Annotated in this window: 25 protein-coding genes; 15 read left to right on the plus strand and 10 right to left on the minus strand. The window is 62.1% G+C overall.

Going from position 1 to position 26452, the window contains the following annotated elements; genetic code table 11:
- Positions 1 to 131 precede the first annotated feature (131 nt).
- Positions 132 to 1232: a glycine-betaine demethylase subunit GbcB gene (gene gbcB / locus BT179_RS06630; RefSeq protein WP_072430865.1), complete on the plus strand. Its 1101-nt coding sequence runs from the start codon at positions 132 to 134 to the stop codon at positions 1230 to 1232.
- A gap of 101 nt (positions 1233 to 1333) precedes the next feature.
- On the opposite strand, the gene BT179_RS06635 is transcribed toward gbcB, so the two are convergent.
- A complete protein-coding gene (locus BT179_RS06635) occupies positions 1334 to 2374 on the minus strand; it encodes a threonine aldolase family protein (protein WP_072430864.1) in 1041 nt (346 codons plus the stop codon).
- A gap of 196 nt (positions 2375 to 2570) precedes the next feature.
- Between BT179_RS06635 and BT179_RS06640 the strand changes: the two genes are divergently transcribed.
- The 8 genes from BT179_RS06640 (at position 2571) to fdhA (ending at position 12518) form a co-directional block, all read left to right on the plus strand.
- Positions 2571 to 3275 carry a TraX family protein gene (locus BT179_RS06640; RefSeq protein WP_072430863.1) on the plus strand — a complete coding sequence of 235 codons (705 nt, stop codon included), beginning with the start codon at positions 2571 to 2573 and terminating at the stop codon, positions 3273 to 3275.
- Between the two features lie 241 nt (positions 3276 to 3516).
- Positions 3517 to 4770: a serine hydroxymethyltransferase gene (gene glyA, locus BT179_RS06645; RefSeq protein WP_072389907.1), complete on the plus strand. Its 1254-nt coding sequence runs from the start codon at positions 3517 to 3519 to the stop codon at positions 4768 to 4770.
- Between the two features lie 21 nt (positions 4771 to 4791).
- On the plus strand, positions 4792 to 6042 hold the full coding sequence (locus BT179_RS06650; RefSeq protein ID WP_072389904.1) for a sarcosine oxidase subunit beta family protein: 1251 nt from the start codon (positions 4792 to 4794) through the stop codon (positions 6040 to 6042).
- A 15-nt stretch (positions 6043 to 6057) separates the two neighbouring features.
- Positions 6058 to 6387, plus strand: a complete 330-nt coding sequence (locus BT179_RS06655; protein ID WP_024779445.1) for a sarcosine oxidase subunit delta — start codon at positions 6058 to 6060, stop codon at positions 6385 to 6387.
- Complete coding sequence (locus BT179_RS06660; RefSeq protein ID WP_072389901.1) at positions 6384 to 9401, plus strand: sarcosine oxidase subunit alpha; 3018 nt, start codon at positions 6384 to 6386, stop codon at positions 9399 to 9401. The genes BT179_RS06655 and BT179_RS06660 overlap by 4 nt, the downstream gene beginning before the upstream one ends.
- A gap of 173 nt (positions 9402 to 9574) precedes the next feature.
- Positions 9575 to 10207, plus strand: a complete 633-nt coding sequence (locus BT179_RS06665; protein WP_072389898.1) for a sarcosine oxidase subunit gamma — start codon at positions 9575 to 9577, stop codon at positions 10205 to 10207.
- Positions 10208 to 10285: 78 nt separating this feature from the next.
- Positions 10286 to 11143, plus strand: coding sequence for a formyltetrahydrofolate deformylase (gene purU, locus BT179_RS06670; protein ID WP_072389895.1), 858 nt, complete (start codon positions 10286 to 10288; stop codon positions 11141 to 11143).
- Positions 11144 to 11318: 175 nt separating this feature from the next.
- Positions 11319 to 12518, plus strand: a complete 1200-nt coding sequence (gene fdhA, locus BT179_RS06675) for a formaldehyde dehydrogenase, glutathione-independent (protein ID WP_072389892.1) — start codon at positions 11319 to 11321, stop codon at positions 12516 to 12518.
- A 96-nt stretch (positions 12519 to 12614) separates the two neighbouring features.
- Here the strand turns inward: fdhA and BT179_RS06680 are convergent, their stop codons facing one another.
- Complete coding sequence (locus BT179_RS06680; protein WP_072389889.1) at positions 12615 to 12827, minus strand: cold-shock protein; 213 nt, start codon at positions 12825 to 12827, stop codon at positions 12615 to 12617.
- Positions 12828 to 13294: 467 nt separating this feature from the next.
- The gene (locus BT179_RS06685) at positions 13295 to 13717 is read right to left on the minus strand and encodes an aldose epimerase family protein (RefSeq protein ID WP_072389886.1); all 423 of its coding nucleotides are present in this window, start codon (positions 13715 to 13717) and stop codon (positions 13295 to 13297) included.
- Between the two features lie 302 nt (positions 13718 to 14019).
- On the opposite strand from BT179_RS06685, the gene BT179_RS06690 reads away from it, so the two are divergent.
- Positions 14020 to 14598 carry a DUF2780 domain-containing protein gene (locus BT179_RS06690; protein WP_072430862.1) on the plus strand — a complete coding sequence of 193 codons (579 nt, stop codon included), beginning with the start codon at positions 14020 to 14022 and terminating at the stop codon, positions 14596 to 14598.
- Here the strand turns inward: BT179_RS06690 and BT179_RS06695 are convergent, their stop codons facing one another.
- Complete coding sequence (locus BT179_RS06695; protein WP_072389880.1) at positions 14599 to 15486, minus strand: acyltransferase; 888 nt, start codon at positions 15484 to 15486, stop codon at positions 14599 to 14601.
- 174 nt (positions 15487 to 15660) lie between these two features.
- Between BT179_RS06695 and BT179_RS06700 the strand changes: the two genes are divergently transcribed.
- The 5 genes from BT179_RS06700 to BT179_RS26715 all read left to right on the plus strand — a co-directional run bounded on the left by BT179_RS06700 (position 15661) and on the right by BT179_RS26715 (position 20031).
- Positions 15661 to 16167: a retropepsin-like aspartic peptidase RloA2 gene (locus BT179_RS06700; protein ID WP_072390859.1), complete on the plus strand. Its 507-nt coding sequence runs from the start codon at positions 15661 to 15663 to the stop codon at positions 16165 to 16167.
- Between the two features lie 69 nt (positions 16168 to 16236).
- Positions 16237 to 16917, plus strand: a complete 681-nt coding sequence (creB, locus tag BT179_RS06705) for a two-component system response regulator CreB (protein ID WP_072389877.1) — start codon at positions 16237 to 16239, stop codon at positions 16915 to 16917.
- Positions 16917 to 18335: a two-component system sensor histidine kinase CreC gene (creC, locus tag BT179_RS06710; protein WP_072389872.1), complete on the plus strand. Its 1419-nt coding sequence runs from the start codon at positions 16917 to 16919 to the stop codon at positions 18333 to 18335. Before creB ends, creC begins: the two co-directional genes overlap by 1 nt.
- A gap of 161 nt (positions 18336 to 18496) precedes the next feature.
- On the plus strand, positions 18497 to 19870 hold the full coding sequence (gene creD, locus BT179_RS06715; RefSeq protein WP_072389869.1) for a cell envelope integrity protein CreD: 1374 nt from the start codon (positions 18497 to 18499) through the stop codon (positions 19868 to 19870).
- Complete coding sequence (locus BT179_RS26715) at positions 19867 to 20031, plus strand: hypothetical protein (RefSeq protein ID WP_156682190.1); 165 nt, start codon at positions 19867 to 19869, stop codon at positions 20029 to 20031. Before creD ends, BT179_RS26715 begins: the two co-directional genes overlap by 4 nt.
- Positions 20032 to 20053: 22 nt before the next feature.
- Here BT179_RS26715 and BT179_RS06720 read toward each other — a convergent pair whose 3' ends face one another.
- The 6 genes from BT179_RS06720 to BT179_RS06745 form a co-directional block, all read right to left on the minus strand.
- Positions 20054 to 20683: a glutathione S-transferase family protein gene (locus BT179_RS06720; RefSeq protein ID WP_072430861.1), complete on the minus strand. Its 630-nt coding sequence runs from the start codon at positions 20681 to 20683 to the stop codon at positions 20054 to 20056.
- A 92-nt stretch (positions 20684 to 20775) separates the two neighbouring features.
- Entirely contained in the window at positions 20776 to 20958 is a 183-nt protein-coding gene (locus tag BT179_RS06725; protein ID WP_072430860.1) for a hypothetical protein, read from the minus strand.
- Positions 20955 to 22085 (minus strand): PepSY-associated TM helix domain-containing protein, encoded by a 1131-nt coding sequence (locus tag BT179_RS06730; RefSeq protein WP_072389860.1) that lies wholly within the window; start codon positions 22083 to 22085, stop codon positions 20955 to 20957. Before BT179_RS06730 ends, BT179_RS06725 begins: the two co-directional genes overlap by 4 nt.
- A 93-nt stretch (positions 22086 to 22178) precedes the next feature.
- Complete coding sequence (locus BT179_RS06735) at positions 22179 to 24617, minus strand: TonB-dependent siderophore receptor (RefSeq protein WP_072430859.1); 2439 nt, start codon at positions 24615 to 24617, stop codon at positions 22179 to 22181.
- A gap of 255 nt (positions 24618 to 24872) precedes the next feature.
- On the minus strand, positions 24873 to 25853 hold the full coding sequence (locus tag BT179_RS06740) for a FecR domain-containing protein (RefSeq protein WP_072430858.1): 981 nt from the start codon (positions 25851 to 25853) through the stop codon (positions 24873 to 24875).
- Positions 25850 to 26368, minus strand: coding sequence for an RNA polymerase sigma factor (locus BT179_RS06745; protein WP_072389851.1), 519 nt, complete (start codon positions 26366 to 26368; stop codon positions 25850 to 25852). Before BT179_RS06745 ends, BT179_RS06740 begins: the two co-directional genes overlap by 4 nt.
- Between the last annotated feature and the right edge of the window lie 84 nt (positions 26369 to 26452).

Raw genomic sequence — 26452 nt, forward strand, 5'->3', positions numbered from 1 at the left:
CGACGCGCAAGCCCCGGTGGTTGGGGGCTGGTCGCGATAAGTACGTGGATGTCGCGAATAGGTAAACGACGCTTTCGGCGCCTGCGCACAATCGCCACCATGAAGGCCGGCAGTCGGCCGTGGAGATCAGTATGTCCAATAATTTCCTGAACCCGGTCACCACCCAGACCTGGGCCAATGGCCGACATATCGTGCGTTGCGTCAAAGTCATCCAGGAAACCTGGGATGTACGCACCTTCTGCTTCATGGCCGACCAGCCGATCATGTTCTTCTTCAAGCCGGGACAGTTCGTGACCCTGGAGCTGGAGATCGAAGGCCAGCAGGTCATGCGTTCCTACACCATCTCCAGCTCGCCGTCGGTGCCCTACAGCTTTTCGGTGACCATCAAGCGTGTGCCGGGAGGCAAGGTTTCCAACTGGCTGCACGACACCTTGCACGAAGGCCAGGAGCTGGCGGTACACGGGCCGGTGGGACTGTTCAATGCCATCGATTTCTCTGCCCCGAAGGTGCTCTACCTCAGCGGCGGCGTCGGCATTACGCCAGTGATGTCCATGGCGCGCTGGTACTACGACACCAACGGCAACGTCGACATGGTGTTCATCCACAGCGCCCGTTCGCCCAAGGACATCATCTATCACCGCGAGCTGGAGCACATGGCGTCGCGGATCGACAACTTCAGCCTGCACCTGATCTGCGAGAAACACGGTCTGGGCGAGCCGTGGGCGGGTTATCGCGGTTACCTGAACCACAAGATGCTGGAACTGATGGCGCCTGACTTCCTTGAGCGCGAAGTGTTCTGCTGCGGCCCGACGCCGTACATGAACGCGGTCAAGCGTCTGCTGGAAGCCGCTGGTTTCGATATGAAGCGCTACCACGAGGAGTCCTTCGGCGCCACGCCACCGGAAGCCCGTGCCGACGCAGTGGAGCAGGCCGAGCAGGCTGCTGAGGCGCCGGAGGTCGATGCGGCGGACCTGCACCTGGTGGAGTTCACTTCCTCGGGCAAGAGCATTCGCGTGGCACCGGGCGAAACTGTCCATGCCGCCGCCGCGAAACTTGGCATGATGATTCCCAAGGCCTGTGGCATGGGTATCTGCGGCACCTGTAAGGTGTTGAAGCTGGGCGGCGAAGTGGAGATGGACCACAACGGCGGCATCACCGAGGACGACGAGGCCGAAGGTTACATCCTGTCGTGCTGCAGCGTGCCGAAGGGGGATGTGCGGATCGAGTTCTGACGGGCACGAAGATCCCGTGGCGAAGGGATAAATCCCCTCGCCACAGTTCACCATGTCCCCGGCCGAGCAGTGGTCGGGAACGGCCTTGAGTGTGTCTTTCCTTAGCCGGCCATCACTTCCCGAATATCCGCCGCCAATTCCCGCACTCGCGCCTCTTCGGTATCCCAGGAGCACATGAAGCGTGCGCCGCCCTTGCCGATGAAGGTGTAGAAGCGCCAGCCGCGGGCGGTGAGGGCGGCGATGGCAGGTTCCGAGAGTTGCAGGAAGACGCCGTTGGCCTGGACCGGGAACATCAGTTCCACGCCGGGAATGTCGCTCACCAGCTGTGCCAGCAATTGCGCGCAGCGGTTGGCGTGGCGAGCGTGCTTGAGCCAGGCGTCGTCCTGCAGCAGGCCGACCCAGGGGGCGGACAGGAAGCGCATCTTCGAGGCCAGTTGCCCGGCCTGTTTGCAGCGGTAATCGAAGTCTTCGGCCAGGTCGTGATTGAAAAACAGGATCGCTTCGCCCACCGCCATACCGTTTTTCGTGCCGCCGAAGCACAACACGTCCACGCCCGCTTTCCAGGTCAGGTCCGCTGGCGAGCAGCCGAGGAAGGCGCAGGCATTGGAAAAGCGAGCGCCGTCCATGTGCAGGTTCAGCCCCAGCTCCTTGCAGGTGATGCTGATGGCGCGGATTTCCTCCGGTGTATAGACGCTGCCGACTTCCGTAGCCTGGGTCAGGGTCACGACCCGCGGCTTGGGGTAGTGGATGTCCTGGCGCTTGAGGGCGATCTCGCGAATCGAGTCGGGGGTCAGCTTGCCGTTTTCGGTGCGCGCCAGCAGCAGCTTGGATCCGTTGGAAAAGAACTCCGGCGCACCGCATTCGTCGGTTTCGACGTGGGCGGTTTCCGAACAGATCACGCTGTGGTAACTCTGGCACAGCGAGGACAGTGCCAGGGAATTGGCCGCGGTACCGTTGAATGCGAAGAACACTTCGCAGTCGGTTTCGAACAGAGAGCGGAAATCATCCGCCGCGCGATGGGTCCACTCATCGTCGCCGTAGGCGCGCTGGTGACCCTGGTTGGCTTCTTCCATGGCGGCCCAGGCTTCGGGGCAAATGCCGGAATAGTTGTCGCTGGCGAACTGTTGACTCTTGTCGGTCATGGCCTTGCTCCTGAAATAGAGAGTCCTGGATAAAGAGATCCCTGGCAGGACTCCCGGGTGAGGGGGTCCGGTGGTTCGGCGTGCTTTGGTGCGCAGCGCCGTGGTCGATCATGGTGCGCACTTTACCCAAGAATGATGGGGGAACACACCGGATGTTTCGGTCTGGAAATCACAATGCGGCCGTGGCGTGGCACGGATGAGTCGGCGTGATACGGCGCTGGATCTGCTCAAGTGGCTGGCACTGTTGGCGATGGTGCTCGATCATCTGCGATATGTCGGTTACTCCGCCGATTGGCTCTACGTGCCCGGGCGCCTGGCTTTTCCCTGGTTCTGCCTGGCGATGGCGGCGAACCTGGCGCGCAGGGGTGCCAGCGCTGCTCCATGGCGGTACCTGGGCTGGCTGCTGCTATTCAGTGCCGTCAGCGAAATCCCCTACCGCTTGTTCATTCCTGATCCCGCCACCCTGAATGTGATGCCAACCCTGGTGCTGGGATTGTTGGTGGCGCGCTGTTGGCAAACGCCGAGCCTGGAGGCGCGAGGCCTGGCAGTGATGGCGCTGCTGTTGGCGGCGCTGTTTTCGTCGCAGTTGATGTTCGGTTTCTTTGGTGTGCTGCTGCCGCTGGCAATGTTGCTGGTATTCAAGCGTCCCTTGTACATGGCGTTGTTGCCGGGGCTGGTATGTCTGGCGGCCAACCAATGGCGGGTGCTGTATGGCGCGGCGTGGCTGGGGGATGCGGTGGCCATCTGGGGGCTGGTGGCTTGCCTGATCGCGCCATGGCTTGGACAGGTACTTTTGCGACATGCCGGTCGTTTTCATCCGCCGGCGACGCGGCGTTGGGCCTATGGTCTGTATCCCGCGCATTTCCTGGTTTTGCTCGCGGTTCGCCACCTGTCGGCCTGAACAGAACCCTGCGGCCAGGGATTTATCTGTGGCGAGGGGATATATCCCCTCGCCACAAGGATCCTGTCTCCAGTCCAAACAGGACCGTGTCTGTTCCTATGTCGTAAACGCACCTTTGCGTGGCGTCCATAGGCATTTGACCTGCCTGCGCCAGCCATACCATCGCATCCAAAGGGCACTGTCGAACGGACGGTGCCTCACCAAGACAACAAGGCGCACCACCGCCGCTGGGAGAGACGCGATGTTCAGCAAGCAAGACCAGATCCAGGGTTACGACGATGCACTGCTGGCGGCGATGAACGCCGAGGAGCAACGCCAGGAAGATCACATCGAACTGATCGCGTCGGAGAACTACACCAGCAAGCGTGTGATGCAGGCCCAGGGCAGTGGCCTGACCAACAAGTACGCCGAAGGCTATCCGGGCAAGCGCTACTACGGTGGCTGCGAGCACGTCGACAAGGTCGAGGCCCTGGCCATCGAACGCGCCAAGCAACTGTTCGGCGCCGATTACGCCAACGTCCAGCCGCACTCCGGCTCGTCGGCCAACAGCGCCGTCTACCTGGCCCTGCTGCAGGCCGGCGACACTATCCTGGGCATGAGCCTGGCCCATGGCGGTCACCTGACCCACGGCGCCAAGGTGTCGTCCTCGGGCAAGCTCTACAACGCAGTGCAGTACGGCATCGACACCACCACCGGCCTGATCGACTACGACGAAGTCGAGCGCCTGGCGGTCGAGCACAAGCCGAAAATGATCGTCGCCGGTTTCTCGGCCTACTCCAAGACCCTGGACTTCCCGCGTTTCCGTCAGATCGCCGACAAGGTCGGTGCCCTGTTGTTCGTCGACATGGCCCACGTCGCCGGCCTGGTGGCCGCCGGTCTGTACCCCAATCCGCTGCCTTATGCCGACGTGGTCACGACCACCACCCACAAGACCCTGCGTGGTCCGCGTGGCGGCCTGATCCTGGCCAAGGCCAACGAAGAGATCGAGAAGAAGCTCAACGCCGCGGTGTTCCCGGGCGCCCAGGGCGGCCCGCTGATGCATGTGATCGCCGGCAAGGCGGTGTGCTTCAAGGAAGCGCTGGAGCCAGGCTTCAAGGCTTACCAGCAGCAAGTGATCGAGAACGCCCAGGCCATGGCTGGCGTGTTCATCAAGCGCGGCTACGATGTAGTGTCCGGTGGTACCGATAACCACCTGTTCCTGGTCAGCCTGATCCGCCAGGGCCTGACCGGCAAGGACGCCGATGCCGCCCTGGGCCGTGCCCATATCACCGTCAACAAGAATGCCGTGCCGAACGACCCGCAGTCGCCCTTCGTGACCTCGGGCCTGCGCATCGGCACCCCGGCGGTGACCACGCGCGGCTTCAAGGTCTCCCAATGCGTGACGCTGGCCGGCTGGATCTGCGACATCCTCGATAACCTCGGCGATGCCGATGTCGAGGCCAACGTGGCCCAGCAAGTGGCGGCGCTGTGCGCGGACTTCCCGGTTTATCGCTGAGTCGGTTTTGGAGTAATGACTATGCAACGCTATTCGGGCTTCGGCCTCTTCAAACACTCTCTCAGCCATCACGAGAACTGGCAGCGGATGTGGCGCACGCCGACGCCGAAAAAGGTCTACGACGTGGTCATCGTCGGCGGTGGCGGGCATGGTCTGGCGACGGCTTACTACCTGGCCAAGGAGCACGGCATCACCAACGTGGCCGTGGTCGAGAAGGGCTGGCTGGGCGGCGGTAACACCGCGCGCAACACCACCATCGTGCGTTCCAATTACCTGTGGGACGAGTCGGCCCACCTGTACGAGCATGCCATGAAGCTCTGGGAAGGCCTGTCCCAGGACCTGAACTACAACGTGATGTTCTCCCAGCGTGGCGTGTACAACCTGTGCCACACCTTGCAGGACATCCGCGATTCCGAGCGCCGTGTCAGCGCCAACCGCCTTAACGGCGTGGACGGCGAATTGCTCAATGCCAAGCAGGTGGCCGAGGAGATCCCGTACCTGGACTGCTCGAAGAACACCCGCTACCCGGTTATGGGCGCGACTGTCCAGCGTCGCGGCGGCGTGGCCCGTCACGATGCCGTGGCCTGGGGCTTTGCCCGGGCCGCCGATGCCTTGGGCGTGGACCTGATCCAGCAGACCGAAGTGATCGGCTTCCGCAAGGAAAACGGTGTGTGCATCGGTGTGGAAACCAACAAGGGCTTCATCGGCGCCAAGCGCGTCGGCGTGGTGACCGCAGGTAACTCGGGGCACATGGCCAAGCTGGCCGGCTTCCGCCTGCCGGTCGAGTCCCATCCGCTGCAAGCACTGGTGTCAGAACCGATCAAGCCGATCATCGACAGCGTGATCATGTCCAACGCCGTACACGGCTACATCAGCCAGTCCGACAAGGGCGACCTGGTGATCGGTGCCGGTATCGACGGCTGGGTCGGCTACGGCCAGCGCGGCTCGTACCCGGTGATCGAGCACACCATCCAGGCCATCGTCGAGATGTTCCCGGTGCTCTCGCGGGTGCGCATGAACCGTCAGTGGGGCGGCATCGTCGATACCACGCCGGACGCGTGCCCGATCATCTCCAAGACGCCAGTGCCGAACATGTTCTTCAACTGCGGTTGGGGCACCGGCGGCTTCAAGGCCACCCCGGGCTCGGGCAACGTATTCGCTGCCAGCCTGGCCAAGGGTGAGATGCACCCGCTGGCCGCGCCGTTTTCCATCGACCGTTTCCACAACGGTGCATTGATCGACGAACACGGCGCTGCTGCCGTCGCCCACTAACAGGAGAAATCCCACATGTTGCACATCTTCTGTCCTCACTGCGGCGAACTGCGCTCCGAAGAGGAATTCCACTCGTCCGGCCAGGCGCACATCCCGCGTCCCCTGGACCCGAACAGCTGCACCGACGAGGAGTGGGGCGACTACATGTTCTTCCGCGACAACCCTCGCGGCCTGCATCACGAGTTGTGGATCCATGCCGCCGGTTGCCGCCAGTACTTCAACGCGACCCGCGACACCGTGACCTACGAGATTCTCGAAACCTACAAGATCGGCCAAAAGCCGCAATTCACCGATAAGGCTGACAGTCCGAAAGCGGCCGCACAGGCTCTGGGAGAGAAGGTATGAGCCAGATCAATCGCCTGTCCAACGGCGGACGGATCGACCGCAACAAAGTGCTGAGCTTCACCTTCAACGGCCAGACCTACAAGGGCTTCGAAGGCGACACCCTGGCGGCCGCGCTGCTGGCCAATGGCGTCGACATCATCGGCCGCAGCTTCAAGTACTCCCGCCCGCGCGGCATCTTCGCCGCCGGTGCCGAAGAGCCGAACGCGGTGCTGCAGATCGGTGCCACCGAAGCCACGCAGATCCCCAACGTGCGCGCCACGCAACAGGCGCTGTACCAGGGCCTGGTCGCCACCAGCACCAATGGCTGGCCGAGCGTGAACAACGACATGATGGGGATTCTCGGCAAGGTCGGCGGCAAGCTGATGCCGCCGGGCTTCTACTACAAGACCTTCATGTATCCACAGTCGTTCTGGATGACCTACGAGAAGTACATCCGCAAGGCCGCGGGCCTGGGTCGCTCGCCGACCGAGAACGACCCGGACACATACGACTACATGAACCGTCATTGTGACGTGCTGGTGGTCGGTGCCGGCCCCGCTGGCCTGGCTGCCGCATTGGCCGCCGGCCGCAGCGGCGCGCGGGTGATCCTGGCCGATGAGCAGGAAGAGTTCGGCGGCAGCCTGCTCGACTCCCGTGAAAGTCTGGACGGCAAGCCGGCGGCCGAGTGGGTCGCAGCAGCCGTGGCTGAACTGCGCTCGATGCCGGAGGTGGTGCTGCTGCCTCGTGCCACCGTCAACGGCTATCACGACCACAACTTCCTGACCATCCATGAGCGCCTCACCGATCACCTCGGTGACCGCGCACCGATCGGCCAGGTGCGCCAACGCATCAACCGGGTCCGCGCCAAGCGCGTCGTGCTGGCGACCGGTACCTGCGAGCGTCCGTTGGTCTACGGCAACAACGACGTGCCGGGCAACATGCTGGCCGGTGCGGTCTCCACCTATGTACGTCGCTATGGCGTGGCGCCAGGCAAGAAGCTGGTGCTGACCACCAACAACGACCATGCCTATCGAGTCGCCCTGGACTGGTTCGACGCCAGCCTGCAAGTGGTGGCCATCGCCGATGCCCGCAGCAATCCTCGTGGTGCGCTGGTGGAAGAGGCGCGCGCCAAAGGCATTCGCATTCTCACCGGCAGTGCCGTGATCGAGGTCCGCGGCAGCAAGCGCGTGACCGCGGCGCGTATCGCCGCGATCGATGTCCGCGCCCACAAGGTCACCAGCCCCGGCGAATGGCTGGACTGCGACCTGGTGGCCAGCTCCGGCGGCTACAGCCCGGTGGTCCACCTGGCATCGCACCTGGGCGGCAAGCCGATCTGGCGTGAAGACATCCTCGGTTTCGTACCGGGCGAAGCACCACAGAAGCGCGTCTGCGTGGGCGGCGTGAATGGTGTCTACAGCCTTGGCGATGCCCTGGCCGATGGCTTCGAAGGTGGCGTGCGCGCGGCCAGCGAGGCCGGCTTCCAAGCGGTGGAGGGCGTTCTGCCCAAAGCCCTGAGCCGCCATGAAGAGCCGACCCTGGCGTTGTTCCAGGTGCCTCATGAAAAATCCACCGCACGGGCGCCGAAGCAGTTCGTCGACCTGCAGAACGACGTCACCGCCGCCGCCATCGAGCTCGCCACCCGCGAAGGCTTCGAGTCGGTGGAACACGTCAAGCGCTACACCGCACTGGGCTTCGGCACCGACCAGGGCAAGCTGGGCAACGTCAACGGCCTGGCCATCGCGGCCCGTTCGCTGAACGTGAGCATCCCGCAGATGGGCACTACGATGTTCCGTCCGAACTACACGCCGGTGACATTCGGCGCAGTGGCCGGCCGGCATTGCGGGCACATCTTCGAGCCGGTGCGTTTCACTGCGCTGCATGCCTGGCACGTGAAGAACGGCGCCGAGTTCGAAGACGTCGGCCAGTGGAAACGCCCTTGGTATTTCCCGAAGAACGGCGAGGACATGCATGCCGCGGTCAAGCGCGAATGCAAGGCCGTGCGTGACAGCGTGGGCCTGCTGGACGCCTCGACCCTGGGCAAGATCGACATCCAGGGCCCGGATGCACGCGAGTTTCTCAACCGCATCTATACCAACGCCTGGACCAAGCTGGACGTGGGCAAGGCTCGTTATGGCCTGATGTGCAAGGAAGACGGCATGGTGTTCGACGACGGCGTGACAGCCTGTCTGGCGGACAACCACTTCCTGATGACCACCACCACTGGCGGCGCTGCGCGCGTGCTGCAATGGCTGGAGATCTATCAGCAGACCGAATGGCCGGACCTCAAGGTGTATTTCACTTCCGTCACCGACCACTGGGCGACCATGACCCTGTCGGGACCCAACAGCCGCAAGCTGCTGAGCGAAGTCACCGACATCGACCTGGACAAGGACGGCTTCCCGTTCATGACCTGGAAAGAAGGCCTGGTGGGTGGCGTGCCGGCGCGGGTGTTCCGTATCTCGTTCACCGGTGAACTGTCCTATGAGATCAACGTGCAGGCCGACTACGCCATGGGCGTGCTCGAGCAGATCGTCGAAGCGGGCAAGAAGTACAACCTGACCCCGTACGGCACCGAGACGATGCACGTGCTGCGGGCCGAGAAGGGCTTCATTATCGTTGGCCAGGACACCGATGGCTCGATGACTCCGGACGACCTGAACATGGGCTGGTGCGTGGGCCGCACCAAACCGTTCTCGTGGATCGGCTGGCGGGGCATGAACCGGGAGGACTGCGTGCGCGAGGACCGCAAGCAACTGGTGGGCCTCAAGCCGATCGATCCGAATGTCTGGCTGCCGGAAGGCGCGCAGCTGGTGTTCAACCCCAAGCAGGCGATCCCGATGTCGATGGTCGGCCACGTGACCTCCAGCTATGCGCATAACTCCCTGGGTTATTCGTTTGCCATGGGTGTGGTCAAGGGCGGTCTCAAGCGCATGGGCGAGCGGGTGTTCGCACCGCTGGCCGATGGCCGCGTGATCGAGGCAGAGATCGTTTCTTCGGTGTTCTTCGATCCGAAGGGGGATCGGCAGAATATCTAGTGGCTTGAGGTCCTGTGGGAGACCGGCGATGCCGCATCGGCATCATCGTGAGCAAGCTCGCTCCCACAGTTGATCGCGTAACCCTTTTGGGAGCGAGCTTGCTCGCGATGACGGCCTGACAGCCACCATAACCATAAGGGTCTGACCCAACAGCATTCAGACAGGTGCTCCATATGACCGCAGTCAACGTGTACCAACAACGCCCCACCACCGGGGCCAAGGCCGAGTCGTCGCTGCACCATGCCGACCTCGCCAGCCTGGTGGGCAAGGGTCGCAAGAACGCCGGTGTGACCGTGCGCGAGAAAAAACTCCTGGGTCACCTGACCATCCGTGGCGATGGCCACGATCCGGCGTTCGCCGCGGGCGTGCACAAGGCCCTGGGCCTGGAACTGCCCGGGGCGCTGACCGTCATCGTCAAGGGTGAAACCAGCCTGCAATGGCTCGGCCCTGACGAATGGCTACTGGTCGTGCCCACTGGCGAAGAGTTCGCCGCCGAGCAGAAACTGCGTGAAGCCCTGGGCGACCTGCACATCCAGATCGTCAATGTCAGCGGCGGCCAGCAGATCCTCGAGCTGTCCGGCCCGAACGTGCGCGACGTGCTGATGAAATCCACCAGCTATGACGTGCATCCGAGCAACTTCCCGGTGGGCAAGGCCGTAGGCACCGTGTTCGCCAAGTCGCAACTGGTGATCCGCCACACCGCCGAAGACACCTGGGAACTGGTGATTCGTCGCAGCTTCTCCGATTACTGGTGGCTGTGGCTGCAGGATGCATCGGCCGAATATGGGTTGAGTGTGCAGGCCTGAGACATCACAGGCTAAAGCCCCTCGCCGCAGGGTTCTGCACTGGGCGGGGGCCTACCCACAACAACAGGAGTCACCGCAATGAGCCGTGCCCCGGATACATGGATTCTCACCGCCGACTGCCCCAGCGTGCTCGGCACGGTGGACGCGGTGACCCGCTTTCTGTTCGAGCAGGGCTGCTACGTCACCGAGCACCACTCCTTCGACGACCGGCTCTCGGCGCGTTTCTTCATTCGCGTGGAGTTCCGCCAGCCTGACGGGTTCGACGAACAGAGCTTCCGTGCCGGACTGGCCGAGCGGGCGCAAGCCTTCGGCATGGTCTTCGAGCTGACGCCACCCAATTACCGACCCAAAGTGGTGATCATGGTCTCCAAGGCCGATCACTGCCTCAACGACTTGCTCTATCGCCAGCGCATCGGCCAGTTATCCATGGATGTGGTAGCCGTGGTGTCCAATCATCCGGACCTCAAGCCGCTGGCCGACTGGCACCAGATTCCCTACTACCATTTCCCCCTGGACCCGAACGACAAGCCGGCCCAGGAGCGCCAGGTATGGCAGGTGATCGAAGACACCGGTGCCGAGCTGGTGATTCTCGCCCGCTACATGCAGGTGCTGTCTCCGGAGTTGTGCCGCAAGCTCGATGGCAAGGCGATCAACATCCACCACTCCCTGCTGCCGGGCTTCAAGGGTGCCAAGCCGTACCACCAGGCCTACAACAAAGGCGTGAAACTGGTGGGCGCCACGGCGCACTACATCAACAACGACCTGGACGAAGGCCCGATCATCGCCCAGGGCGTGGAAGTGGTGGACCACAGCCACTATCCCGAGGACCTGATCGCCAAGGGCCGGGACATCGAAGGGCTCACCCTGGCCCGGGCAGTGGGGTATCACATTGAAAGGCGAGTATTTCTGAACGCCAATCGTACGGTCGTCCTGTAGCGCCTCTGGTCGAGCAGGCTCGACGACAACAAAGAGATCCAATAGGGGAGCGAGCCTGATCACGATGAGGCCCTCCCAAAGAAGACAGAAACAAGACACAAGCATTAACCCGAGCAATCAACGCGCTGCCTGCCTGGGCGACGCAGTTTCATAAAAACAACAGCGAGGTGAAAGCATGTCCGGTAATCGTGGTGTCGTGTATCTCGGCCAAGGCAAGGTCGAAGTACAGAAAATCGACTATCCAAAAATGCAGGACCCGCGTGGCAGGAAGATCGAGCACGGCGTCATCCTGCGCGTGGTATCCACCAACATCTGCGGCTCCGACCAGCACATGGTTCGCGGCCGCACCACTGCCCAGACCGGCCTGGTCCTGGGGCATGAAATCACCGGTGAAGTGATCGAGAAGGGCAGCGACGTCGAGAACCTGAAGATCGGCGATCTGGTTTCGGTGCCATTCAACGTGGCTTGCGGGCGCTGCCGTTCCTGCAAGGAGCAACACACCGGCGTCTGCCTGACCGTCAACCCGGCCCGTGCCGGCGGTGCCTACGGTTACGTCGACATGGGCGACTGGACCGGTGGCCAGGCTGAGTACGTGTTGGTGCCCTACGCCGACTTCAACCTGTTGAAGCTGCCGAACCGCGACAAGGCCATGGAGAAGATCCGTGACCTGACCTGCCTGTCCGACATCCTGCCGACCGGCTACCACGGCGCTGTCACCGCCGGTGTCGGCCCAGGGAGCACTGTGTACATCGCGGGCGCCGGTCCGGTGGGCCTGGCGGCAGCGGCTTCTGCGCGCCTGCTGGGTGCGGCGGTCGTCATCGTCGGTGACGTCAACCCGGTTCGCCTGGCGCATGCCAAGGCGCAGGGCTTCGAAATCGCCGACCTGTCCAAGGACACGCCACTGCACGAGCAGATCGCCGACCTGCTGGGCGAGCCGGAAGTCGACTGTGCCGTCGATGCCGTGGGCTTCGAAGCCCGTGGTCATGGCCATGAAGGCGTCAAGCACGAGGCCCCGGCCACCGTGCTCAACTCCCTGATGCAGGTGACCCGCGTTGCCGGCAAGATCGGTATTCCAGGCCTGTACGTGACCGAAGATCCGGGCGCGGTCGATGCCGCCGCCAAGATCGGTGCCCTGAGCATCCGCTTCGGCCTGGGTTGGGCCAAGTCCCACAGCTTCCACACCGGCCAGACCCCGGTCATGAAGTACAACCGTCAACTGATGCAAGCCATCATGTGGGATCGCATCAACATCGCGGAAATCGTCGGCGTACAGGTCATCAGCCTGGACGACGCGCCAAAAGGCTACGGCGAGTTCGATGCCGGTGTGCCGAAGAAATTCGTGATCGATCCGCACAAGCTGTTCAGCGCCGCATAAGGCGAAAAAAAGGGCGACAGAGATGTCGCCCTTTTCTTTGGACTCTGCGGTCACTGATACCCATTGAGTGGATGGGCTGTTGCTGCGTCGCGAAGTTTATTCCAGTGTCACTCTCGCGGCCTGGACGCCCTTGCTTCCCTGTTCAACTTCAAAAGAGACGGTCTGTCGTTCCTTCAAGGTCTTGTAGCCCTCCCCATCGATGGCTGAAAAGTGCACGAACAGTTCCTTGCCGCTGTCGCCACAGGTAATGAAGCCGTAGCCCTTTGCATCGTTAAACCATTTGACGGTTCCTTTGAGTCGATCGCTCATGTCTTTCGTCCTGCCTGCCCGAGTGGATAAAGACTGGGGGCCCATAGTCTTGTTTTGTTGACGCATTGGGAGCTTAGGATCGGGGCCGGTCGTTGCCTACTGTCAGAGTTGACAGCGGATAATACCGAGAGGGAATAAGAATGCGCCTGGGTAAGGTTCCAGAGAGATCGCCTCTTCAGCAGGATTGCTATCAAAGGTGAGGCTGTATTCAGTGCCGGATCACCGTGACTGTGAAGCCGCTCGCAGAAACCGCGGTAGAACGCCTGGGCATTCATGCTTCGACATTCGCTGTGGGGTCCATGCCGGGGCGTCGCTGTTCAATGCGGCGCTGCAAGGCTCTGGCACAGAGGAAGCCAGGTCACCCACGGCTGCAGAGAGGGGCGGGAAGTTGCCGACGGAGTTTCGGGATATCTGGAGTGAGCGGCTGGAGTCCTGACTAAGTGTCGGTCAAGTTACAAATCGTCATATTAGAAGGTCACATTGAAATAGTCCGCGTTTATCAGTCTGCACACCGACGGATCCAAACTTTCACAACGATTGTCCGCCCACTCTGAAAAGAAGGGCTCCTGTACTTGCAGATACTCCAATGTCAGATTCAGCTGGCCATACCGGCAGATAATGGTGGCCCTCGTCGGAGTCTGTTCGTCACCATCGGGTTCATGAAGTACATATTCGGCGCCGCTGAATTCCAGCAACGCCGGATTGACTTCCTCTACCAATTGCTGGCTCGCCCATTCGCGATCATCCCGTACTTCCACCGAGTAGGTGTCGTCTGCGGTCTCCATGTTTCTATGAATATCGGTAACAGCAGGGCAGATTATTTCACCTGCATGCAGGTATCCGTTCAATGACAGGAATAACCCCGCGCACCCAGCCAGTATCCTTTGCATCTTTCAGGGCTCCAAATAACTCGATCAAGCCTATGGTCGCAACTACGGCGGGGCGGGCTACTGTCAAGGTTGACAGTTGATTATGTCAATTCTGAATTATGAGCAGGTGTTTTAGAGTTTTTGGGCTAATTCAGTTCTGGTTTTTTAAAAGCCAGTTGTTTCTGATTGTTCTGAAGGAATTTTCCATTAGTGTTATCTGATTTTTAATCCGGCCCGGAACAATCGCCGTCAACCTTCGTCCAACCCACGGTTTGCGCTACTTCCTTACCGGGTGGCTTGTCAGGGTTTCAGAGGATGTTGGGATGAAGGTTCCACGCGGTTTTGCACTGTCTTGCCTGCTGTCACTGGCCGCCAGTCCAGCCTTCGCGCAGTTCAGCCTCAGTGATGCAGTCGATGCAGTGGCGGCAATGCAAGGCAATCAGCCTGGGCAGCAAGAGGGCGCCATCGCGGCTGCGCCTAAAGCCGCCGGGTTGCTCAATACGTTGGGATCGCAGTTGAACATCACGCCGGAGCAGGCCATCGGCGGTGCCGGTGCGATGCTGGGGCTGGCGAAGAACCGGCTCAGCGAACCGCAGTTTTCCGAATTGAGCGCAAGTGTGCCGGGCCTGGACCAGATTGCTGGCAACAGCGCCATTGGCGGACTCAATGGCCTGGGCGGCCTGCTGGGGGGCGGATCGGAAAGGAACGCATTGCTCGACGGCCTGCTGGGTAATGTCAAGGACACCCAGGACCTGAACAACACCTTCAGCGCACTGGGCATGGACAGCGGCATGATCGGTCAGTTTGCCCCGGTGATCCTTGAGTACCTCGGCCAACAGGGCGTGGCCGGTTCATTGCTCCAGAGCCTGAGCGGCATCTGGAGCCCGGGCGCGGGGATCTGATCAGTCGCGTTCGTTGCGCAAGGCGGCGATGCGCCGGTCCTTTTCGGTCCAGAGCTGGTTGACCCACTCCTGGACGTGCTGCCGGAAAACCGGGTCGTTTTCGTAGTCGCCTTGCCATAGCGCCGGATCCAGCGCTCGGGTCTGGATGTCGACGATGACCCTGGGCACCGCGCCGCTGATCAGGTCCCAGAAACCGGGAATCCGTTCCTGGGGGTACACCACCGTTACGTCCAGTACCGCATCCAGCTGTTCGCCCATGGCTGCCAGGACGAACGCCACGCCACCGGCCTTGGGCTTGAGCAGATGGGTGAAGGGCGATTGCTGCTGCTGGCTCTTGGCGGCGGTATACCGGGTGCCTTCGAGGTAGTTCACCACGGTGACCGGCTGGCGCTTGAACAGCTCGCAGGCCGCCCGGGTGATTTCCAGGTCCTTGCCCGCCAGCTCCGGGTTCTTCGCCAGGAAGGCCTTGGTGTAGCGCTTCATGAACGGATAATCCAGCGCCCACCAGGCCAGGCCCAGGAACGGCACCCAGATCAGCTCTTTCTTGAGAAAGAACTTGAAGAAAGGTGTCCGCCGATTGAGTGCCTGGACCAGGGCGGGAATGTCTACCCAGGATTGGTGGTTGCTGATGACCAGGTAGGAGGTATCGCCACGCAAGTCCTCGCCGCCGCGAATGTCCCAGCGGGTGGGGATGCACAGGGCGAAGATCAGTTTGTCGATTTCGGCCCAGGTTTCGGCGATCCACATCACCGCCCAGGAGGCATAGTCGCGAAAGCGCCCGGGCAGGACCAGTTTGAGCAGTGCGAACACCATCAGCGGCCCGAACAGCACCAGGGTGTTGAGCAACAGCAGCAGGGTGACGAAACAGCCGGTGAGCAGTCGGCGCATAGAAGACTCTTGCAAGCAGTTAGGCGGGCCATGATAAGCAGCTTCGGGCGGTAGGCCAAATCCGCCGTGGACGATTGTTTCACATCGCTTCGGGTAGGCTGCCATCGCTGCGCAATGAAACCAATGGCCAGGCCACGGTCTAAAAAACCACTTCACACAGGAAGCCTCATGACCATGAAATCAACCCTTGCCCTGCTTTCCCTGCTGGCCCTTCCGGCGCTGGCCGCCGAGCCGACCCTGTACGGACGGTACGAATACATCGCGCTGCCGGAAATCGGCGGTGAAGTCCTCAAGGCCAAGATGGACACCGGCGCCCTCACGGCCTCGTTGTCGGCCAAGGACATCGAAACCTTCACCCGCGACGGAGACGACTGGGTGCGGTTCCGCCTGGCCACCAAGGATGCGAGCAACAAGATCTATGAACACAAGGTGGCGCGCATCAGCAAGATCAAGACCCGCTCCGAAGAAGATGAAGACGAAGGCGAGTCGGCCGCACCCAGCAAGCGTCCGGTGGTGGAACTGGAGATGTGCCTGGGCAACGTCAAGCGCACCGTGGAGGTCAACCTGACCGACCGCAGCGGTTTCAATTATCCGCTGTTGATTGGCGCCAAGGCTCTGCGCGAATTCGATGCCGCGGTGAACCCGGCCCGACGTTTCACGGCGGACAAGCCGGACTGCTGATTTACCCGATTGACGCGCCTCCAGGGTTGGGGCACCGTTCCGGCAACTTTATTGTCGGGCTCTCAAGCCATGCCTCATATTCTGATTGTCGAAGACGAAGCCGCCATTGCCGATACGCTGGTATTTGCCCTGCAAGGCGAAGGTTTCGACACCACTTGGCTGAGCCTTGGCGCCGCGGCGCTCGAACACCAGAAAAACACACCGGCGGACCTGATCATCCTCGATGTAGGCCTGCCGGATATCAGCGGTTTTGAGACCTGCAAGAATCTCAGACGTTTCAGCGAGGTGCCGGTCATCTTTCTGACGGCTCGGGATGGCGAGATTGATCGGGTGGTGGGGTTGGAAATCGGCGCCGACGACTACGTGGTCAAGCCTTTCAGCCCGCGGGAGGTCGCCGCCAGGGTCCGGGCGATCCTCAAGCGGGTGGCGCCGCGACCCGCCACGGAGCTGGGTACGGCGCTGTTCCAGGTGGACGGCGACCGCGTGCAGATCAGCTATCGCGGCAAGCCACTGAACCTGACACGTCACGAGTTTCGCCTGCTGAACTGTCTGCTGGAACAGCCCGAGCGAGTGTTCAGCCGCGAACAATTGCTCGATGCCTTGGGCGTGGCCAGCGATGCCGGTTACGAACGCAGCATCGACAGCCATATCAAGAGCGTGCGCGCCAAGCTGAGGCTGGTCAGGGCCGAGGCGGAGCCGATCCAGACCCATCGCGGCCTCGGCTACAGCTACAGCCCGGGGAACAGCTGATGCCGCTGGGGCTGCGCATTTTCCTGGTCTATGTGCTGTTCATCGGCCTGACCGGGTATTTTGTGCTCGGCACGGTGATCGAACAGATCCGGCCCGGTGTTCGCCAGTCCACTGAGGAAACCCTGGTGGACACGGCGAACCTGATGGCCGAGATCCTGCGCGACGACTTCAAGGCCGGCACCCTCAGCCAGAATCGCTGGCCGCAGTTGCTCAAGGCTTATGGCGAACGCCAGCCGGGGGCCACGATCTGGGGTTTGCCGAAGAACCAGGTCAGCCATCGCATCTACGTCACGGATGCCGACGGCATCGTGGTGCTCGATTCCAGCGGTGTGGCGGTGGGGCAGGATTACTCGCGCTGGAACGACGTCTACCTGACCCTGCGTGGCCAGTACGGGGCACGCTCGACCCGCAGCGTCGCCGATGACCCGACCTCCTCGGTGATGCATGTCGGGGCACCGATCCGCGATAACGGCCGGATCATCGGCGTGGTGACCGTGGCCAAGCCCAACAGCTCGCTGCAGCCTTACATCGACCGCACGGAGCGGCGCCTGCTGCTTTACGGCGCCGGGCTGATTGGCCTGGGCCTGCTGCTCGGGGCCTTGCTGTCGTGGTGGCTCAGCTCGGCGCTGCGACGCCTGACCCGGTATGCCCAGGCCGTCAGCCAGGGACAACGGGTGGAGGTGCCGCATTATCGCGGCGGCGAGTTCGAGCAACTGGCGCATGCCCTGGAGCACATGCGCACCCAGCTCGAAGGCAAGGCATATGTCGAGCGCTATGTGCACACCCTGACCCACGAGCTCAAGAGCCCGCTGGCGGCGATTCGCGGTGCCGCCGAGTTGCTGCAGAGCGATATGCCCGCGGCCCAGCACCAGCGGTTCGTCAGCAACATCGACAATGAAAGCGTACGCATGCAGCAACTGATCGAGCGTTTGCTCAACCTGGCCCAGGTCGAACAGCGCCAGGGGCTGGAGGAGCAGGTGGCGGTTCCCCTGGCGCCCTTGCTGGACGAATTGCTTGAGGCCCGAGGTGGCTGGATTGAACAGCGACAGTTGCGGATCGAACGGCAGGTTGGCGCCGACCTGATCCTCACCGGGGAGGCATTTCTGTTGCGCCAGGCATTGGGCAACCTGCTGGAAAACGCCCTGGACTTCACCCCTGCCCACGGATTGCTGCGAATCAGCGCCGAGCGCATCGGCAACCTTGTCGAGATCCGGTTGTTCAATCAGGCCGAGCCGATTCCCGACTACGCCCTGCCGCGCCTGAGCGAGCGTTTCTATTCACTGCCGCGCCCGGACAGCGGACGTAAGAGCACCGGGTTGGGACTCAACTTTGTGGAAGAAGTGGTGCAGCTGCATGCCGGGGAATTCGCGATCGGCAATGTCGAGGGCGGCGTGGAAGTGGTGTTGCGCTTGCCCTGAGATCCATGGCACGGCCCACTCGCACGGGTTCGCCACGGTCCACATGAAGGCGGGCTGCTCAACAAGGGCTCGCCCGTTTTCCACACAAACTCCACATTCGCCTCATAAACAGCCCACACAGCCGCTCCAGAATCTCCCTCATTCAAACAGGGAGCTTCCACATGAACCGCAGCCTCGCCGTGAAACTGGGCATGATTGCCTTACTGATCCTCTTGCTGATGATTCCGTTGCTGATGATCAACGGCCTTATCGATGAACGCCAGGCGCTGCGCGACGGCGTCTTGCAGGAGATCGCCAGCAGTTCCAGCCACAGCCAGCAGCTCATCGGGCCGATGATCGTGGTGCCGTTTCGCAAGGATGTGCGTGTCTGGAATACCAATGAGAAGACCGGTGTCCGTTTCCTGGAAACCGTCGAGCAAAGCGGTGAATTGTATTTTCTGCCGGATCAGTTCGAACTCGATGGCCAGGTCCGCACCGAAACCCGTGCCCGGGGCATCTACGAGGCTCGGTTGTTCCACGCCGACAGCCGGATCGATGGTCGCTTCAAGTTGCCCGAGCGCTATGGCTTGACCGTCAAGGAGGCGGCCGATTATCGCTTCGACGAGCCTTACCTGAGCGTAGGCATCAGCGACATCCGTGGCATCGAGAGTGCGCTGGTGCTGAAACTCAATGAGCAGACCGTCGACTTCCTGCCCGGTTCGCGGGTCGGTTGGCTGGGGCAGGGGGTGCATGTGCCATTGCCCATGGTCAACGGCCAGAATGGCGCCGAGCTGACCTTCGGTTTCGATCTGCGCCTGCAGGGCACCGGTGAACTGCAGATCCTGCCGGTGGGCAAGACCAGCAAGGTGCACCTGGCCGCCGACTGGCCGCACCCGAGCTTCATCGGCAACTACCTGCCCGTCAATCGCGACATCAATGAACAGGGTTTCAGTGCCGACTGGCAGACCTCGTTCTTCTCCACCAACCTTGAAGAAGCGTTGCAGAACTGCGTGGCGAGCGACAGCTGTGAAACGTTCCGCAGCCGTGCCTTCGGCGTGAGCTTCATCGATCCGGTGGACCAGTACCTCAAGAGCGATCGGGCGATCAAATATGCCTTGCTGTTCATTGCCCTGACATTCGCCGGTTTCTTCCTTTTCGAGGTGCTCAAGAGCCTGGCCGTGCACCCCGTCCAGTACGCCCTGGTGGGCGTGGCGCTGGCATTCTTTTACCTGCTTTTGCTATCGCTGTCGGAACACATCGGCTTTGCCCTGGCGTACCTGTTGTCGGCCAGTGCCTGTGTGTCGCTGGTGGGGTTCTACGTCTGTCATGTGTTGCGCAGCGTAAGCCATGGCCTGGGTTTTTCGGCAGGGCTGGCGGCGCTGTATGCATTGCTCTACGGCTTGCTGAGCGCCGAGGACTATGCGTTGTTGATGGGCTCGCTGTTGCTGTTCGGTCTACTGGGCGTGTTCATGGTGTTGACCCGCAAGCTGGACTGGTACGGGGTCGGATCGAAACCGGCGGCGACCATGACGTTCGATCTGGGGGAAGTGAAATGAGTCGCTCGTTGGGGTTGCGCGAGGATCAGCGGGTACGCGAACTGTTGGTAATGCGCATTGCCGGGTTGTTCCCGCTGGATCCGGTGCGCTGCCATCGCGAGCAGGCTCGCTCCCCCAAGGTGCGACACGATTCGATGTGGGAGCGAGCCTGCTCGCGATGAGGCCGGGACAGCTGGCGCAGCGTCAGACCCGGGGCACTGTTTCAATCATTGAAGGCCGCAGGCTCACCTCGGCGAACCACTGCGCCAGCTGCGGGTTGGTCTCGCGCCATTCCAGGTCCGGGTGGCGCAGGTCCAGGTAACCCAGGGCGCAGGCCACGCTGATGGACGCCACGTCGAAGTGGCTGGCCAGTTCGGCGACCGCCTCGGTGTCGAGCACGGTCAGGGCGCGGCGAATCTTGTCCCGTTGCGCGTCGAGCCACTCGTCCCAGTGTTTTTCCACGGGACGCAAGGCGGTTTCGTAGCGGATCAGTACTGCCGCGTCCATGATCCCGTCGGCCAGGGACGCGAGGGTCAGGCGTCGCCAGCGGGCTGCGCCTTCACGGGGAATCAGCGGATTACCGACGTGCTGGTGGTCCAGGTAATCGAGGATGACGCGGCTGTCATGGATCACCGTTCCGTTGGACAGGCGCAGGGCAGGGATCTTGCTCAACGGGTTTTCATCGATGAGCTTCTGGTCCGGCCTGACCGGGGTGAGCTGGCTGAGCTGCAACGCCACGCGGTCCTGCTGGCCGGTTTCGTGCAGCAGCACCAGCACCTTGCGGACGAAGGGCGAAGCGGGATTTTGAAACAGCGTCATGCTGGGGGTGGCCATGGAGTCGGTCTCGAGGGGGGTGACAGGGTTCAGACCCGGGATTCGCACAGCCTAGACAGTTCAGACGCGACTGGCGAGCCCCCCTGCGCAGCTTATCCATGGCGCTTGAACAACCCCCAGGTGCCCAGCAGGGTCGGCAGTCCCAGGCCCACCCAACTCACCGCGTCCCACGCACCGTCACCCAGCAGTGCCGAGAACAGTCCGCCGGCGCAAAGGACACCGATCAGCACGGGAGCGCCAAAGACTTTCCAGAAGTTCGACTGCCGGGGCCTCACGACACCACCTGCGCGCCGACGCTCGCACGTTTGGCTGCCTTGCGCCGCACCAGCCACAGGTAGACCCCGCTGCCGAGGACGATGATGGTCAACACATCGAGGGTCGCCCAGAAGATCTGCATCGGCCTGCCGCCGTAGTCACCGAAGTGCAGCGGCAAGGACAGGCTCATGACATCCATGTACCAGGGTCGCTCGGCCACGGCGGTGACGTCCAGGGTGCTGGCGTCGATCAACACCGGGGTCAGCAGGTGAGAGGTCAGGTGGGTATTGCCCTTCATGAACACACCGTAGTGGTGCTGGCTGGAAAACAGCGTGCCGGGGAATGCAATGAAACTGGGCTCCATGCCTGGCGTGGCTTGCCTGGCAATGTCGAGCAGGCGGGTGGCCGGCGCCAGCTGGGTCAGGGGCGGGGCGTTGCGGTAGGGTTCGACCATGGCGCCGAGGCTGTCGTTGCGCCAGGCGGCGATGATCAGGTCGGCGCACGCGGCGATGACACCTGTGACGCCGACGGTCAGCGCCCAGACCAGCGTGACCACGCCGATCAGGTTATGCAGGTCGAGCCAGCGCAGGCGCGTGGATTTGTCCTGGCGCACCGTGGCGAACTTCAGACGCCGCATGAACGGCAAATACAGGACCACGCCGGAGACAATGGCGATCACGAACAACAGCCCCATGAACGCCAGCAGCAGCTTGCCGGGCAACCCGGCGAACATGTCCACGTGCAGGCGCAGCATGACCATCATGAAACCACCGTTGGCCGAGGGCATTTCCAGGGCCTCGCCGGTGCGTGCATCGAGCATGAAGGTGTGTGAGGAATTGGGCTCGGTGTCCGGTGTCGGCGCCATGATGGTGATGACACCGTTGGGGTCGTCTTCGTCCCAGCCGAAATACTGGACCACTTCACCCGGACGATGGGCCTTGGCCTTCTCCACCAACTGTTGCAGGTCCAGGTGTGGCGTGTCGGCGGGCATTTCCCGGAACTCGGGGGCGTCGCCCAGCAGGTGCTCGATTTCATGATGGAAAATCAACGGCAGCCCGGTGATCGCCAGCATCAGCAGGAACACCGTGCAGATCAGGCTGGTCCAGGTGTGGATGAACGACCAGCGGCGGATGGTTTTGCTTTTCATGAAGGATCCGGATGCAAAAGAGACCGGCCGTGGCGAGAGGAAAATTACTCGCCACGGCTGACCCTCGAAAGGTTTGCCGCAAAGGCTAACCGATTACCATTTGTAATTCACGCTGGCAACGACGTTGCGTTGGTCGCCGTAGTAGCAATAGAAACCATCGCAAGTGGACAGGTAGTCCTTGTTGAAGATGTTCTTCGCGTCCACCGCCACCGTAACCCCCTTGAGGGTCTTGTTCAGGCGGCCCAGGTCGTAATGGGCCGATGCGTCGTACACGGTGTAGGAGCCGACATGGCCCCAGTCGGTGTTGGTGGTGTTGCCGTAGGTGTCGCCGACATAACGCACGCCTGCGCCCACGCCGAAGCCGTCCAGCAGGCCGTTGTGCCAGGTGTAGTCGGCCCACGCCGTGGCCTGGTTACGCGGGACCTGGGCCATGCGCTTGCCTTTTTCGGCCGCGGTGCCCTTGGTGATTTCGCTGTCGTTGTAGGTATAGGAGCCGACGAGTTTCAGGTTGTCGGTCACGTTGCCCGAAGCCTCCAGCTCCAGGCCCCGGACCTGGACTTCGCCCACCTGGCGAGTGACGTTGTTTTCGGTCACGGAGTTGTTCTTCTGGGTCAGGTCGAACACCGCGGCGGTCAGCAAGGTCCTGGTGCCGGGGGGCTGGTACTTGATCCCGGCCTCGTACTGTTCGCCCTCGGTCGGTTTGAACGCATCGGTGCTGTTGACCGTTGAGCCTGCCGCGGCCTGGAACGACTGGGCGAAGGAAATGTAAGGTGTCACGCCGTTATCGAAGACGTAGCTCAGGGCGGCGTTGCCGCTGAATTTCTTGTCCCGCTGAGTGTTGGTGACGTTGTTGAGGTTGTGGAACTCAGTGCCGGTGTGGACCCAGTCCTCGCGTCCGCCAAGGGTCAGGCGCCAGTTGTCCAGGGCCATCTGGTCCTGGATGTAGAGGCCGGTCTGGTTGGTCTTCTGGTTGTAGTCATACATGGTGAAGTACTGGACGTTGGAGAAATCCTGTCCGTAGATCGGGTTGTGGATATTGCTGGTCGGCACACCGTTCGAACCCCAGTCCCAGCGCGCATTGCTGTTCGAGCGCTGGTGATCCAGGCCCAGCAGCAGGGTGTGGCTGAGAACGCCGGTTTGGAAGTCGGCCTGGAAGTTGTTATCCACAGCGAACTGGCTGATGTCTTCATCGATGACACTGGCGCTGCGCTTGATGGTGCCATCGGCGCTTACCGCCTCGTCAGGCCCCGCTGGCCAGAATTGTCCGCCAGCGGAGATGCCCTGGGTCTCCAGGTCGCTCTTGGTATAGCGCAGGTTCTGGCGGAACTGCCAGGTATCGTTCAGGCGATGTTCGAACGCGTAGCCGAGTGCGTAATAGGTGCGGTCATAGAATTCCCACTCTGGATCCCCCAGGTTCTTGTGATGGGAAATCTTGCCCGCCGGCGAAGACAGCTTGGTGCCCTGTAATGGCAGGAATTGCCCGGTAATACCGGTGTCGTCGCGGGTGAACTGGGTCAGGAAGGTCAGGCGAGTGTCATCGTTGATATTCCAGGTCAGGCTCGGCGCGAGGTTGTAGCGCTTGTCCGGAATGTGATCGACCTGGGAATTGCTGTCGCGCACGGTGCCGCTGACCCGATAAAGGAACTGGCCTTCGTCATCGACCTTGCCGGTGCTGTCGAAATTGATCTGCTTGTGCTCGTAGCTGCCGGCCTGTACTTCCACTTCATGACTGCTCTCGGCCTGTGGGCGACGGCTGACCATGTCCAGCAGGCCGCCCGGCGGCGTCTGGCCGTAGACCGAAGATGCGGGGCCGCGCAACACGGCGATGCGCTCCAGGTTCCAAGTCTCGATTTTCGGCGTGACGTAGTTGCCCTTGGGCAGCGGCAGGCCATCGAGGAACTGGGTCGGTACGAAACCGCGCACCAGCAGCCAGTCGTTACGCGAGTCCGAACCGTAGCCGCTGCTCTGTACGCCGGCGGTGTAGCGCAGGGCATCGTTGAGGTTGAGGACGGAGCGGTCTTCCATTTGCTGGCGCGTGACCACGGAAACCGAGCGTGGCAGTTCGACAATCGGAGTATCGGTCTTGGTGCCGGCGGCGGTGTGGGTGACCGCATAACCTTCGGTCGGGCCCCACGCGGTTTCGCTGATGCCCGCGCCGATCACGCTGGTTTCCGGCAGGGCCATGACGCCCTCGGGCACGGCGGCCAGGCTGTAGGTGCCGGCGCTGCTTTGTTCCAGTTGCAGGCCGGTGCCGCGCAAGGCTTCACGCAATGCGCCGATGGCATCGAACTGGCCCTGGACCGGAGCCGACTGCTTACCTGAGACCAGGGAAGGGCTCAGGCTCAAGGCGAGGCCGGCCTGGCTGGCAATCTGGTTAAGGGTGCTGGCCAATGGCGCGGAAGGCAGGTTGTAGGCGCGCACGCTGGAAGCCTGTTCGGCTGCCAGCAACGGGCCGCTGGCCAACGGGACGGCAAAGGCAATGGCGACGGCCAACAGGCTGGGGCGCAACAGGGTGTCTAGCGGACGGGACATACGGCGGCTCCTGAATGGAAATATTTCTCAATTGCCTGGATGCCGGATGAAAGTCGAAAAGTGATAGGGCTGGATGAAAATAATTTAGATTCAGATTGGATGGATGCCACCTGTCGGATCAGGCGGCGCTCAGGTGGTCTCATTGCGAGCAGGCTCATTCCCACAAGAGGCTGCGTGGCCCGCAATGGTGGGGTCACCCGGGTCACTGTGGAGCGAGCCTGCTCATATTGAGCTATCCGCCGAAAACCCGTCCTCTCACGGCTTGGCTTCGGTCTTCGGTTGCACCATGACCCACCAGCGGGTGTGATGCTCTATCTGTACCGGCAAGGTTGGCAGCAGCGCGGTCAAGGCCAGGTCGGTGTCGTGCAACGGGAAGCTGCCGGTGATGCGCAAATCCGCCACTTGTGGTTCGACGCCCAGGTAGCCGCGACGGTAGCGCCCCAGTTCATGGACCAGCTCTTCCAGACGGGCGTTGTCCACCACCAGCATGCCACGGGTCCATGCATCGGCACCGGGACTCAAGGCCACCGTCGGCCCGAAGCCGTTGCGGCGCATCAGCACCTGCTGGCCTTCGCGAAGAATCTGTTCCTGCTGTGTTGCCTCGGGATGGGCCGCCACGGCGGACTGCAGGACGCTCAGGCGCGTGGCGTCCTCCTCGCGCTTGACCAGGAACCGCGTACCCAGGGCGCGCAGGCTGCCTTCGCGAGTCTGCACGATAAACGGACGCGGATCGTTGTGGCCGGTTTCCACCAGGATCTCGCCTTCCTGGAGGATGATGCGCCGTTGCTTATCGTCGAAACGCACATCGAGGGCGCTGTGGGTGTTGAGGTTGATCAGCGTTCCGTCAGCCAGGCGCAGGGTGCGTTGTTCGCCCGTGGCGGTGCGCTGGTCGGCCAGCCAGTAGTCCAGCGGCAGGTAACGCTCCCCGGCAAACAGCGCCAGGCCGATCACCGCGACAATACTGGCCAGGCCGCTGCCTACCTTGCGCAACCGACGCCGGATGCTGACCCGCGACTGCAGCAACGCGGCCCGCGCCGGCCCGCTGGCCACGCTGAAACGCTGGTCGAGCATGCCCAGTTGCCGCCAGGCCCGGGCGTGTTCTTCGTCGGCGGCATGCCATTGGGCGAAGGCCTCGCGGTCCTGGGGAGTGCCGCTGCCCGAGTCCAGGGATAGTTGCCAGGCGATGGCCATGTCCAGGACGCTGGACGAAACCGGTTTGGAATGGACCGGGTTCATGTCGGTTCTCCGTAAAGTGCGATGTAGCACTGACGCATGCCTTGGGCCAGGTACTGGCGCACCCTGGGAACCGAAACGCCCAGGCGCTCGGCGATCTCGGCGTGGCCGAGGCCGTCGAGGCGGTTGTAGAGGAACGCGGCGCGAGCCTTGCTCGACAGTTTGCCGAGCAGCCTATCGATATTCTTGAGGTCCTCGAGGATCAAGTGCTGTTCTTCCGGCGATGGCTGCTCGCCTTCTGGAATCAGCATCAGTTCGGTGAGATAGGCCTGCTCCAGTGCCGCCCGACGGAAATAGTCGAACAGCAACCCCTTGGCGATCGCCACCAGGAAGGCCCGGGGTTCGCGGGGTGCCTTCAATTGCTCGCGGCCCAACAGGCGCACGAACGTATCCTGGCTCAAGTCCTCGGCCCGTTGCGGGCAGGCGACGTTGCGCCGCAACCAGGCCAATAGCCAGCCACGATGGTCACGGTACAGCGCACCAACCAGATCACTGTGAGGGCCAGGAATTGACGACACGGAGTATCACCGATGTTTTAAGTAACGAGAATTGTTCGCGATTGTGGCAGAGGCGGGGGCGGGAAAGCAATTGGCGCCGGTCGG

The organism is Pseudomonas sp. NFACC43, assembly GCF_900119645.1.
Lineage (GTDB): Bacteria > Pseudomonadota > Gammaproteobacteria > Pseudomonadales > Pseudomonadaceae > Aquipseudomonas.